We start from the raw sequence: 12549 nt of genomic DNA, 5'->3' as shown, positions 1-12549 counted from the left end.
GTGGCCTCCCTACTCGTCGACAGCGCGGCGGGTGCTGCGCAGGTAGAAGATCGCGAACAGGAACGAGATCGCGATCAGGATGTTGCTCAGCGCCGCGCCTTCACCGAACTTGAAGTCGATGAAGGACCGCTCGTACGACTGGGTCGCGAGCGTCTGCGTCGCATTCGCCGGGCCACCGCCGGTCAGGCCGAGGATGATGTCCAGGACCTTGATCGTGTAGACGACCCCGAGCATCAGCACCACGCCCGCCACCGGTCGCAGGTTCGGCCAGGTGATGTACCGGAACGCACGCCACCCGGTCGCGCCGTCGAGCTGACCGGCCTCGTAGAGCTCGTCCGGGATCTCGGCGAGACCGGAGTACAGCAGCGTCACGTTGAACGGGATGCCGATCCAGATGTTGACGCCGATCACCGCGATCAGCGCGACCGACGGCGAGTTCAGCCACGGCACCGGTTCGTTGATCAGATGCAGCCAGGACAACGTCCGGTTCAGGATGCCGCTGTCCTGCTCGAGGATCGATCGCCAGGTCGCACTCGACACGATCAGCGGCAGCAGCCACGGCAGCAGCAGCAGCGAACGCAGCAGCCCGCCGAGCGGGAAGCGTTTCCGGAAGAACAGCGCCAGCCCGAGTCCGATCACGAACTGGAACGCGATCGACCCGATGGTGAACAGCGCGGTGTTCAGCATCGCGTCCGAGAACAGCTTGTCCGTCACGACCGTGCTGTAGTTCTTCAGTCCGACCCACGGGGCGTCCCCGGTGAAGAACGTCCGCAGGCCGTAGTCCTGCAGGCTCATCAGCAGGTTCTTCACCACGGGGTAGCCGAACAGCGCGATCATCGCGACCGTGGCCGGCAGGACGAACAGGAGCTTGGTCAGATCCTCCCCCCGGTGGCGCCGGCCACGAGGCCTGCGAGCAGGCTTCGGGCCGGCCACCTTGGTGTCGTCTTGCATCAAGGTCGATGCCGCCATCGCGATCAGCCGCCGGACGCCTGCTTGAAGGCGTCCTGGGGCGAGGCCTTACCGGTCAGTGCCAGCTGGATCGCCTGGTAGATCACCTTCGCCGCGTCCGGCCACTTGTCGCCGAGCTTGCCGGTCCGCGAGCGGGCGGTCTTGACCTGCTCGGTGAAGGCCTTCATCGACGGCACGTCCTTGACGTACTGGTCGAGCAGCGCGGTCTTGGTCGGCACCGTGAACCGGGCCTTCGCCCAGGCCAGCTCGTTCTCGTCCGAGTTCAGGCACTTCACGAAGTCGGCGGCCTTCTGCTGCTTGGCCTGGTCCTTGTTCAGCGGGACCGTCCAGGCCTCACCACCGAGCGGTGCGACCGGGGTCTGGTCCGGCTTGTTCACCGGGAACTTGACCACGTCCCACTTGATGTTCGGGAACTTCTCCAGCGCCGGGATCTGCCACGGCCCGTTCACCATCATCGCGGCCTTGCCGGCCACGAACTGGTCCTTCGCGTCACCCTGGGTCCAGTTGATCACGCTCTTCGAGGCCGACCCCGACTTCACCAGATCCGTCCACAACTGCAGGGCTTCGGCCACCTGCGGGCTGGTCAGGTCGGTCTCGTCACCGCCGTTGGTCCACATCGCCGGCAGGAACTGCCAGGAGCCTTCGTACGTCGCGTTGGCGTTGAACGCGATCCCGTACCGGCCGGGCTTGGTCAGCTTCTTGGCCGCTGCCTTCAGCTCCTCCCACGTCTTCGGCGGCTGTACGCCGGCCTCCTGCAACATCTGCGTGTTGTAGAACAGCGCGATCGTGTTCGTCACCGGCGCCAGTCCGTAGAGCTTGCCCTGGTACGACGTCGCGTCGACCATGCCCTGGATGACTCCGTCCCCGGTCAGACCCATGTCGTTCAAGGGCGCCAGCGCACCGGTCGCGGCGATCTGCTGGACATCGGGGTTGTCGAGCATCAGGACGTCGGGCAGCGTCTTGGACGACGCCTGCTGCAGCACCTTCTGGATCAAGGTGTCACCAGGCACCGTCTCCCGCTGGATGGTGATGCCGAGCTGGCTCGCGCAGGTATCGAGACCCTTCTGCACGAGCGACTTGTCCGGGTCGTTGTTGTAGTAGTCGAGGATGGTCAGACTCTTGACGCTGTCACCGGACGAGGATGACGGCGCGTCGTCACCGTTGCCACCGCAGGCGGCCAGCACGAGCGACAGCGTCGCCGTACCCGCCAGTGCAGCGGTGATCCGCTTGCTGATCATGACATCGGGCTCCTTCGATCAAAGCGTTTAACCACGGGCTGTGGAAGATCGCCGGTCGCTTGCTCTAAAGGGTGGTAAACCGCTTAACTGAGATGTCTCAGGACTATGTTCCTTGGGTCACACTGTTGTCAAGAGTTCAGAGGGGGCGGGATCCGATGGTGACCATGCGGGACGTTGCCGACCGAGCGGGTGTGTCGATCGCGACCGTGTCCTTCCTGCTGAACGACACGAAGCCGGTGACCGCGGCGACCCGGGCGCGGGTCGAGCAGGCGATGGCCGAGCTCGGCTACCGCCGCAACGCGGTGGCCCGGGCGCTGGCCAGCCGGAAGACGCACATCATCGCGATGGCCTACCCGGCGCTCGAGCACCGGTTCGGGATGTCGACCGCGGAGTTCTTCACCGGCGCGGCCGAAGCGGCCCGCAAGGAGTCGTACCACCTGGTGCTGTGGCCGGTCGGCAACGACGGCCTCGAGTTGCGCGAGCTGCTCGGGCAGGGCCTGGTCGACGGCGTCGTCCTGATGGAGGTCCAGCTGGACGATCCGCGCGTCGACGTCCTGCGCGAGACCGGTACGCCGTTCGCGCTGATCGGCCGGACCACGGAGCTCGAAGGGCTGTCCCACGTGGACATCGACTTCGACACGACGGTCCAGGATGCGGTTCAGCACCTGTACGACCTCGGCCACCGGGAGCTGGTACTGGTGTCCGGCGATCTGGCCGACCCGCGCTTCCACGCGTACGGCCCCTGGGTCCGGACCGAGGATGCGTACCGGCGGATCGTGGCCGAGTACGGCCTGCGGACCGTCGTCATGCCGTGCAGTGACACCACGCGCGCCGGCCAGGAAGCGGCCGAACGCCTCATCCACGAGCATCCGGAGACCACCGCGATCCTGGTCCTGAACGAGTACGCGGCCCTGGGTGTCGTCAGCGGCCTGCGGCGGCTGGGTCGCGACGTACCGGGAGAGTTCTCGGTCCTGCCGCTCCTGATGGTGCCGGAGACCGCGGCCATGAGCGACCCCGAGCTCACCATCATGCGTACGCCGGGCCCGGAGCTCGGCCAGCTCGGCACCGAGGCCCTCATCCGCCAACTGGAGAACGCCGACCCCCTGCCACCGCAACTCATCCCCGCCAAACTCATCCCCGGCGGAACCGTCGCACCCCCGGGTGGACGGCCAGGCCATCACATCGGGGCTTGACCGCGCCGGCTCCGCTGCGACGGCACTCTAGTGCTGCGAATGTGATGGCCTAGCCGTCCGCGCCAGCCACCATCCGCAGGCAGCCACCCCGGACTCAATCCGCAGCCGAGGTCCTCTGCCGCTGTGGGGAAAGTTTTCGTCACCTGGTGCGAGTTTGTTTCCCCACAGCCGACCATCCCCGACACCGAAGCGGTGAATCCAGCCGGGTGTGGGCTGCCAGTCGTGGGCTGGGTCCTCGGCGTAGACAGCCCGGTGGTCTCCTCGGTGACCGGGTGCGAAACAGCCTGTCTCGGCACGCCAGTTCCTGTTCACGCCCCCGGCAACTGCCCTGCGGAGCCGGCTCCATAGCGTCACTTAGTAGTTAGCACTTGACCCACCGTGGCGGTGTGGGTAACTTTCGCGTGCGGGGGAGCGCCTGTAATTCAATTACCGATGGGGGTCCGCCGATGGAACTCACCCGACGCCAATCCCTCGGACTCGCGGCGGCCGCCGTCGCCGGGACCACGATCGCGGGTACGACGACCGCACACGCCGGCACCGATCGCTGGGTCCGCGAGACCCTGCGGCGGATGTCGCTGGAGCAGAAGGTCGGCCAGCTGTTCGTCTGCTACGCCTACGGGCCGACGGCGGACACCGCCGACACGCGCAACACCAGCCTGTACGGCGTCGCGACGCCGGCCGAGGTGGTGCGCAAGTTCCACCTCGGCGGGGTGATCTACTTCGCCTGGACCGACTCGGTGAAAGACCCGCAGCAGATCGCCCGGCTGTCCAACGGACTGCAGGGCGCCGCCCTGGCCGACAGTGGCATCCCACTGCAGATCAGCACCGATCAGGAGTACGGCGTCGTGTTCCGCGTCGGACCGCCCGCGACGCAGTTCCCGGGCGCGATGGCGCTCGGCGCGACCAGGTCGGCGCAGTACGCACGGCTGGCGGCCGGGATCGGCGGCCGGGAACTGAAGGCGGTCGGGATCAGCACCGACTTCGCGCCGGTCGCCGACGTCAACGTCAACCCGCTGAACCCGGTGATCGGCGTCCGCTCCTTCTCGTCCGACCCCGGGCTGGTCGCGGAGCTCACTGCCGAGCAGGTCAAGGGCTACCAGCGGGACGGGCGGATCGTCTCGACCGCCAAGCACTTCCCGGGACACGGCGACACCGCGACCGACAGCCATACCGGCATCCCGGTGATCGATCACTCGCTGGAGGAGTGGACGCGGATCGACCGGCCGCCGTTCGAGGCCGCGATCAAGGCCGGCATCCATGCGATCATGACCGCGCATATCGTGGTCCCGGCGCTCGACCCCTCCGGCGATCCGGCGACGCTCAGCGGGCCGATCCTGACCGGGATCCTGCGTGAGCAACTGCGCTTCGACGGTGTCGTCATCACCGATTCGCTGGGCATGCAGGGCGTCCGGGACAAGTACGGCGACGCCGAGATCCCGCTCCGGGCGATCGAGGCCGGTGTCGACCAGTTGCTGATGCCCGTGGACCCCGGTCTGGCCTACAACTCGGTGCTGTCCGCGGTCCGCGGCGGCCGGATCAGCGAGGCCCGGATCGACCAGAGTGTCGAGCGGATCCTGAAGCTGAAGCTCGAGACCGGAGTCGTCGACCACCCGTACGTCGACCTGGCCCGCGTCGCCAAGGTCGTCGGCACGGCAGCGAACTACGCGGACGCCCAGCGGATCGCCGACCGCAGTACGACCCTGCTGAAGAACGACGCCGGCCTGCTGCCGCTGTCTCCGGCGCCCCGGAAGATCCTCGTCGCCGGCTTCAGCCCGGCGGCTCTCGGTACTGCGTTGCAGAACCGCGGAGCGACCGCGGTCGTCAAGGACACCGGTACGACGCCGACCGATGCGAAGATCGCCGACGCGCTGGCGGCCGCTGGGGACGCTGATCTGACCGTCGTCCTGACGAACAAGGCCTGGGACACCGAGGTCACCGACAAGCAGGCGAAGCAGCAGAAGCTCGTCAACGCCCTGCTGGACACCGGCCGGCCCGTGATCGTGATCCCCGTCCGCGATCCCTACGACGTCGCATACTTCCCGGCGGCACCGACCACGCTGGTCACCTACGGCACCGCGGCGGTGTCGATGGAGGCACTGGCCAAGGTGCTGTACGGCGAGATCGCACCGGCCGGCAAGCTACCGGTGGCGATCCCCGCCCAGCCGGACCCGGCGCAGACTCTGCACCCGTTCGGCCACGGGCTGACCTTCGATCCGCGGCAGACCCGGATAACCGTTGCCTCGTACAACATTCATGCCGGCGCCGGCGAGGACAACGTGTTCGACCTCGACCGGACCGCCCAGGCGCTGAAGGCCCTCGACGCCGACGTGATCGGGCTGCAGGAGGTCGACGTCCACTGGGATGCCCGCAGCGAGTGGCGCGACACCATCGCCGAGCTGGCCGCGAAGCTCGGGATGTTCGCCGGGTTCGCCCCGATCTACGACTTCGACCCGCCGGCCGCCGGGCAACCACGCCGGCAGTACGGCGTCGGCGTACTGTCCCGGTTCCCGCTGGTGCGGACCGAGAACCATCCGATCACCCGGCTGTCCACCCAGGACCCGAATCCGGTGCCGGCCCTCGCGCCGGGCTTCCTCGAGGCCGAGATCGAGGTCCGCGGCCGCCGGGTGCACGTGTACTGCACGCACCTGGACTACCGCGCGGACCCGTCGGTCCGGGTGCTCCAGGTCGGCGACACGACCAAGATTCTGGCCCGGGACCCTCGCAAGGACCTGCAGATCCTGGTCGGCGACTTCAACGCGGATCCGGCCGCGCCGGAGCTCGCCGGGCTGTGGACCCGGCTCACCGATTCCTGGGCCGTCGCCGAGTCCACCTCCGGCGGTCCGAACACCTATCCGGCGGTCGATCCGGTCAAGCGGATCGACGTCGTCGCCGTCGGCACGGGCCTGCACGTGCGGCGGTTCGCCGTACCTGCGGAGCTTGCCGCCAGTGACCACCGTCCCGTGGTCGCCGACCTGTCGTTCCGTCCCTGACATCCCTGCCCGAAGGAGAGATCTGATGAAGCGCCGCAGTTTGCTCGCGGGTGCCGGTGTGCTCGCCGCCGCCCCGCTGATCGACGTACCGGCCGCCCACGCGACGGATCATCGGAAGGTGATGACCGGTGCGATGGTGCTGGCGGACGACGACTGGCGGGCGCTGGCCGGCCAGAAGGTCGGCGTGATCAGCAACCCGACCGGCATCCTGCCCGACCTGTCCCACATCGTCGACACGATGCACGCGTCCGGGAAGGTCGACATCGTCGCGGTGTTCGGCCCCGAGCACGGCTTCCGCGGTACGGCGCAGGCCGGCGGATCGGAGCAGGACCACGTCGACCCGCGCACCGGGATCATGGTCTACGACGCGTACGGCGCGAACGCGGACAAGCTGGTGAGCCTCTACACCAAGTCCGGCGTGGAGACCGTGGTCTTCGACATCCAGGACGTCGGCGCGCGGTTCTACACCTACATCTGGACGATGTACGAGGCGATGCTGGCGGCGGTCCGCACCGGCGCGCGCTTCGTCGTACTGGATCGTCCGAACCCCGTCGGCGGGTACGCGCGCGGCCCGATGCTGAAGCCTGGTTACACCTCGGGCGTCGGCAAGGAGGAGATCATCCAGCAGCACGGCATGACCGTGGGCGAGCTGGCCCGGCTGTTCAACGCCGAGTACCTGCCGCTCGACGCGGATGGCGCCCGCTTGGAGGAGCTCCAGGTCATCCCGGTGAAGAACTGGAGACGCGATCAGTTGTACGACGACACCGGCCTGACCTGGGTGATGCCGAGCCCGAACATGCCGACCCCGGACACCGCGCTGCTCTACCCGGGACTGTGCCTGTTCGAGGCGACCAACATGTCCGAGGGTCGCGGTACGACGAGGCCGTTCGAGCTGATCGGAGCGCCGTACGTCGACTACAAGTGGGCGGAGGCGCTGCAGACGAAGACGATCCCGGGCGTCGAGTTCCGGGAGGCGTACTTCACGCCGTCGATCAGCAAGAACGCCAACCTGCTCTGCGGCGGTGTCCAGGTGCAGATCACCGATCCACACCGGGTCGAGGCGATCACCGCGGCCACTCACATGATCGTCGAGGCTCGCCGGCTCTACCCGGACTTCGCCTGGCGCGCCGAGACCCCACCCGGCCGGTGGATCGACCTGCTCACCGGGTCCGACCGGTTCCGCACCATGCTCACCGCCGGCGCCACCGCCGAGGAGATCGTCGCGGCCTGGAAGTCCGAGACCGACGCCTGGACGGCCCGCCGGGCGAAGTACCTTCTCTACAAGGGAGCGCACCAGTGAGACGACTGGCCGCGCTCACGATAGCCTCTGCGGTGATGCTGACGATGGCAAGCCCTGCAGTTGCCAATGGCAACAGATCTGGACGGTTCGACCAGCCGTACGACGGCTATGCACCGAAGGGGACGCTGTTGCGTGACACGACTCCGACGAAGGCCGGCCTCGACCCCGCGCCGATCGACGCCGCGCTGGCCCAGGTGGACGCGTGGACCCGGCCCAGCGGTACGGCGAAACCCCTCTACGCCGGCGCGGTCACGCTGCTCGGCCACGACGGGAAGATCGTCACCCGCACGGCGACCGGGCTGGCGCTGAAGTACACAGTGAATTCAGCCGGGAGCGGGCCTGAAGAACTTCCCGCGGACCAGCAGATCCCGATGCGCACCGACACGATCTTCGACATGGCGTCGGTGTCGAAGCTGTTCACCTCGATCGTGGTGATGCAGCTGATCGAGAAGGGCAAGGTCGGCCTGGACACGCCGATCGCCACCTACGTGCCGGAGTTCGCGGCGAACGGCAAGCAGGCCATCACGGTCCGGCAGGCGCTCACCCACACCACCGGGTTCCCCGCCTGGCTGCCGCTGTGGAGCACCGGCAAGACGCCGGAGGAGCGGCTCCAGCTCGCGCTCACCGCGAAGCTGCAGAACCCACCCGGCAGCACCTACCTGTACAGCGACCTGAACCTGATCTCCCTCGGCGAGGTCGCGCACCGGGTGACCGGCAAGACGCTCGACAAGCTGGTCGCCGACGGCATCACCAAGCCGCTGCAGATGCGCGACACCGGTTACAACCCGGACCCGAAGAAGAAGCCGCGGATCGCCGCGACCGAGTTCCAGACCTCGCCGCCGCGCGGCATGGTGTGGGGTTCGGTCCACGACGAGAACGCCTGGTCGCTCGGCGGCGTCGCCGGGCACGCGGGTGTCTTCAGCACCGCGGACGACCTCGCCGTACTGGCCCAGACGTTCCTGAACGGCGGGAGCTACCGCGGCGCGCGGATCCTCAAGGAATCCTCGGTGACCGCGATGATCACCAACTTCAACCAGGCCTTCCCGGGCAACGACCACGGCCTCGGCTTCGAGCTGAACCAGCGCTGGTACATGGGTGGTCTGTCCGGGCCGCGCACCGCCGGTCACACCGGCTACACCGGGACGTCGATCGTGATCGACTTCGACTCCCGGTCGTTCGCGATCCTGCTGACCAACCGGGTCCACCCGAGTCGCGACTGGGGCAGCAACAACCCGGCCCGTCGGGCGGTCGTGCAAGGCCTCGCCCTGGCGCTCGGCGTCGGACCGCGGCACGGCAAGGACGCCTGGTTCTCCGGTACGACGGACAACGCGACCACGACCCTCTCGACGAAGGTCGCCGTACCGGCGGATGGTGCCAAGCTGGCGTTCGACCTGTTCGTCGACACCGAGGACACGGACCTGCTGTATCTGGAGACGTCCGCCGACGGGACGACCTGGACGAAGGTGCCGTTCACCGTCCGGGACCGTGGATCGGTGATCGACCATGACGGGTCGATCAGCGGCTCCGGCGATCGGCACTGGCACCAGGTGACGGCCGAACTCGGGGCGGGTGAACAGACGATCCGGTGGCGTTATACCTCCGATCCGCTGTATCAGGGCCGCGGTGTCTACGTCGACGGTGTGAAAATCACCAGCGGGACTGGTGAACTTCTCGACGGTGAACGAACGCCTGAATCATTTACCGCAACAGGTTGGAGACTTTCGCGTCGGTGACCCCACTTCGTGCATAGTCGCCGTACCGTGGCTGTCATGAATTCAACAACCTCTCCAGAACCCACGGGGCCGCTGCTGGTCCGGGTCCGCGCGGTGATGCCCGCGCTGGCGCCGGCCGAGCAGCGGGTGGCGAACGCGGTCCTCGCGGACCCGGGCGGAGTGGCTGCGATGACGATCTCCGAACTGGCCGAGGTGGCCTCCACCTCGGAGACCACGGTCATCCGGTTCTGCAAGCAGATCGGCGTCCCCGGCTATCCGCAGCTCCGCCTGCAGTTGGCGGCCCAGTCGGCGCAGGAGAGCATCCGCCCGGAGGTGGGCGGTGACATCGAGCCCGGCGACTCGCTGGCCGACGTGGTCAGCAAGGTCGCCTTCGCCGACGAGCGGGCGGTCCGCGAGACCGCGCAGCAGGTCGACGTCAACGCGCTGGCCAAGGTCGTCGACGCGGTCGTGAAGGCGCCGCGGGTGGACATCTACGGGTTCGCCGCGAGCGCGTTCGTCGCGCTGGACCTGCAGCAGAAGCTGCACCGGATCCGCCGGGTCGCGTTCGCCTGGTCGGACGTGCACATCGCACTGACGAGTGCCGCGCTGCTCGGTGAGGGCGACGTCGCGATCGGTATCTCCCACACCGGTACGACGGTCGAGGTCGTCGAGGCGCTCGAGGAGGCGGCCAAGCACGGCGCCACCACGGTCGCGGTGACGAACTTCCCGCGCTCGCCGCTGGCCAAGACGGCCGATCTGGTGCTGACCACGGCCGCCCGGGAGACGACGTACCGGTCCGGGGCAATGGCCTCGCGGATCGCTCAGCTGACCGTGATCGACTGTCTGTTCATCGGGGTCGCCCAGCAGGTGCTGCCGGACGCCCGGAAGGCGCTCGAGGAGACCGCCAGCGCGGTCCGCGGGCACCGGCTCAAGGGCTCCGAATGATGTCAAACGTTTCCGTCAACGATGAACGGAATTGAAAATCCTTCAGTAGAAAACTAACATCGGACCTGTGACCACACCGACGGAGCAGCGCAACCCCAGGACGCTCGCCATCGATGCCGTGGGCACGACCGAGATCCTCCGGATGGTCAACTCCGAGGACGCTCGGGTGGCCGGTGCGGTCGAGGTCGTGATCCCCGAGCTGGCGCGTGCGGTCGACGCCGGCGTCGAGGCGATCCGCGGCGGCGGCCGGGTGCACTACTTCGGCGCCGGGACGTCCGGGCGCCTGGCGGTCCTGGACGCCGCCGAACTGCTGCCCACGTTCCACGTGCCGGACGGTCTGGTGGTCGCCCACCACGCCGGTGGCATGGAGGCGTTGCTCCGCGCCGTCGAGAACGTCGAGGACTCCGAGGAGGGCGGCGCAGCCGACGCGGTCACCGTCACCGGCCGGGACCTCGTGATCGGACTCGCCGCCTCCGGGAGTACGCCGTACGTCGCCGGGGCCCTGAAGGCCGCGCGAGCGGCCGGGGCGACCACCGTGCTGGTGACGTCGAACCCGTCCGCCCCGCTCGCGCCGTTGGCCGACATCGTGATCGCCGCGGACACGGGCCCTGAGGTGATCGCCGGGTCGACCCGGCTGAAGGCCGGCACCGCGCAGAAGCTGATCCTGAACGCGTTCTCGACCACGCTGATGATCAAACTCGGCCGCACCTGGTCGAACCTGATGGTCGACCTGGTCGCGACCAACAAGAAACTCCGCGGCCGCATGCTCCGCATCCTCGCCGAAGCCACCGGCGCCGACCCCGACGCCTGCGAAGCCGCCCTGGCCGAAGCCGACGGCGAACTCAAGCCGGCACTGGTCCACCTCCTCACCGGCACCCCCATCCCCGCCGCCCGAGCCGCCCTAGAAGCGGCCCACGGCCGAGTAGCCACAGCCCTAACCGCCCTCGGCACCCCCGCATAGAGCCACCCCACGCCGCCCAAAGGACACCGCCTTCGGCGGCTGTTGCTTGTCGGCGCCTTGGGGCGCGAACTGCTCACCCGCGTCCGGTGATACGTGCCGCGGGAGGTCCGGGCCGCCGAACGTGCTATTCGGGCTACTGTGTCTGAGCTGGTCGCGAAGGGGCGTCGACGAGTACCTCGTAGAGGTAGAGGTCACCGTCGGTTCCGGTTTGGCGGAACCCGGCGCGTTCGAGGGTCCGCTGGGAAGCGACGTTGTCCCTGGTTGTGTCGGCGACAACTCGGGACAATCCGTGATCGGCCGCGACGGTCAGCAGGGCGACGAGTGCCTCCGCTGCATAGCCGTGACCACGGGCCGATGGGGAGAGGCCGTACCCGACCTCGACACATCCGTCGCCCGGCTGACCCTTGAAGCCGATTCCGCCGATGGCCTTCCCGTCGGCGGTCCGGGTGATCCGGTAGTGCCCGAAAGGGCGTTGGTCACCGTGGGCGGCCGTTGCTGCGAGAAAAGCCATGACGCCGATGACGTCGCCGTCGAACGGATAGTCCTCGGCCCAGGCATCCCCGGCTCCGGCGTGCCGTCCAACGATGCGTTCACCCTCTGCTGCGTCGATGGGGTGCAAGCACAGTCGCGGCGTACGAAGTTCGGTCACGGGCAACAGCGAAGCAGCCCTCGACATCCCGCACAACCCGATTACGCCACCCGGAAAGGCCCGTCGAAGAACCCCTTGGGGCACATCCCCACGACCCGCGCAGCCGATGAGTGCGAACGCTACGCCGAGGGCTCCCTTCTGGATCATTCCAGACAAAGGCAGAAGGGGTGACCTGCAGGGTCCAGGAAGACCCTGTAGGACGTACCGGGCTGGTCCGGATGTTTGGTTGCACCGAGATCGATCACTGCCGCCTCGGCTGCGTCGAGGTCGTCAACGAGCATGTCGAGGTGCATCTGCTTGGGCCGCTCCTGGGTCGGCCACGTCGGCGGCGTGTAATCAGCCACCCGGTGGAAGGCGATGCACTGGCCGTCCTCAGGACAAACCGAAGCCCGGTCGGTGAAGACGTCGATCTTCCAATCCAGCATCGCGCCGTAGAACCTGGCGAGCGCACCAGGATCGGGACAGTCGATAGCGATGAGGGGCAAGCGAGCGATGGCCATGCCGGCCAGGATATCGACGCTTGCGGTTGGCACACGTCCCGATTCGAGTGGTCCTATGCCGTAGTCGCGCCAGAACTCGAATTGCGTCATTT

The 12549-nt window shown here is 67.9% G+C and carries 10 protein-coding genes; 6 read left to right on the top strand and 4 right to left on the bottom strand.

Annotated features, from left to right (window positions below):
- Window positions 1–9: 9 nt before the first annotated feature.
- A complete protein-coding gene (locus tag OG558_RS05745) occupies window positions 10–969 on the bottom strand; it encodes a carbohydrate ABC transporter permease (RefSeq protein ID WP_405069291.1) in 960 nt (319 codons plus the stop codon).
- Window positions 970–974: 5 nt separating this feature from the next.
- Window positions 975–2207 (bottom strand): extracellular solute-binding protein, encoded by a 1233-nt coding sequence (locus OG558_RS05740; protein WP_405069290.1) that lies wholly within the window; start codon window positions 2205–2207, stop codon window positions 975–977.
- Window positions 2208–2371: 164 nt separating this feature from the next.
- On the opposite strand from OG558_RS05740, the gene OG558_RS05735 reads away from it, so the two are divergent.
- From OG558_RS05735 to murQ, 6 genes are all read left to right on the top strand, one after another.
- A complete protein-coding gene (locus OG558_RS05735; protein ID WP_405069289.1) occupies window positions 2372–3400 on the top strand; it encodes a LacI family DNA-binding transcriptional regulator in 1029 nt (342 codons plus the stop codon).
- A 446-nt stretch (window positions 3401–3846) separates the two neighbouring features.
- Window positions 3847–6390 (top strand): glycoside hydrolase family 3 N-terminal domain-containing protein, encoded by a 2544-nt coding sequence (locus OG558_RS05730; RefSeq protein WP_405069288.1) that lies wholly within the window; start codon window positions 3847–3849, stop codon window positions 6388–6390.
- A gap of 25 nt (window positions 6391–6415) precedes the next feature.
- On the top strand, window positions 6416–7690 hold the full coding sequence (locus OG558_RS05725; RefSeq protein ID WP_405069287.1) for an exo-beta-N-acetylmuramidase NamZ domain-containing protein: 1275 nt from the start codon (window positions 6416–6418) through the stop codon (window positions 7688–7690).
- A gap of 35 nt (window positions 7691–7725) precedes the next feature.
- Complete coding sequence (locus tag OG558_RS05720; protein ID WP_405069286.1) at window positions 7726–9423, top strand: serine hydrolase; 1698 nt, start codon at window positions 7726–7728, stop codon at window positions 9421–9423.
- A gap of 36 nt (window positions 9424–9459) precedes the next feature.
- Window positions 9460–10347 (top strand): MurR/RpiR family transcriptional regulator, encoded by an 888-nt coding sequence (locus tag OG558_RS05715; protein WP_405069285.1) that lies wholly within the window; start codon window positions 9460–9462, stop codon window positions 10345–10347.
- A gap of 67 nt (window positions 10348–10414) precedes the next feature.
- A complete protein-coding gene (gene murQ / locus OG558_RS05710) occupies window positions 10415–11308 on the top strand; it encodes an N-acetylmuramic acid 6-phosphate etherase (RefSeq protein ID WP_405069284.1) in 894 nt (297 codons plus the stop codon).
- Between the two features lie 133 nt (window positions 11309–11441).
- Here murQ and OG558_RS05705 read toward each other — a convergent pair whose 3' ends face one another.
- A complete protein-coding gene (locus tag OG558_RS05705; protein WP_405069283.1) occupies window positions 11442–11957 on the bottom strand; it encodes a GNAT family N-acetyltransferase in 516 nt (171 codons plus the stop codon).
- A gap of 143 nt (window positions 11958–12100) precedes the next feature.
- On the bottom strand, window positions 12101–12547 hold the full coding sequence (locus OG558_RS05700; RefSeq protein ID WP_405069282.1) for a VOC family protein: 447 nt from the start codon (window positions 12545–12547) through the stop codon (window positions 12101–12103).
- Window positions 12548–12549: the final 2 nt, after the last annotated feature.

Origin of the sequence: Kribbella sp. NBC_01510 (assembly GCF_045040325.1) — a bacterium.
Classification (GTDB): Bacteria; Actinomycetota; Actinomycetes; order Propionibacteriales; family Kribbellaceae; genus Kribbella.
This window is presented reverse-complemented; position numbering and strand designations above follow the sequence as displayed.

What these genes read in the sequence shown, in the direction of transcription:
- OG558_RS05745 (WP_405069291.1), bottom strand. Translation starts at nt 969, where the DNA reads ATGGCGGCATCGACCTTGATGCAAGACGACACCAAGGTGGCCGGCCCG.
- OG558_RS05740 (WP_405069290.1), bottom strand. Translation starts at nt 2,207, where the DNA reads ATGATCAGCAAGCGGATCACCGCTGCACTGGCGGGTACGGCGACGCTG.
- OG558_RS05735 (WP_405069289.1), top strand. Translation starts at nt 2,372, where the DNA reads ATGCGGGACGTTGCCGACCGAGCGGGTGTGTCGATCGCGACCGTGTCC.
- OG558_RS05730 (WP_405069288.1), top strand. Translation starts at nt 3,847, where the DNA reads ATGGAACTCACCCGACGCCAATCCCTCGGACTCGCGGCGGCCGCCGTC.
- OG558_RS05725 (WP_405069287.1), top strand. Translation starts at nt 6,416, where the DNA reads ATGAAGCGCCGCAGTTTGCTCGCGGGTGCCGGTGTGCTCGCCGCCGCC.
- OG558_RS05720 (WP_405069286.1), top strand. Translation starts at nt 7,726, where the DNA reads ATGCTGACGATGGCAAGCCCTGCAGTTGCCAATGGCAACAGATCTGGA.
- OG558_RS05715 (WP_405069285.1), top strand. Translation starts at nt 9,460, where the DNA reads ATGAATTCAACAACCTCTCCAGAACCCACGGGGCCGCTGCTGGTCCGG.
- OG558_RS05700 (WP_405069282.1), bottom strand. Translation starts at nt 12,547, where the DNA reads ATGACGCAATTCGAGTTCTGGCGCGACTACGGCATAGGACCACTCGAA.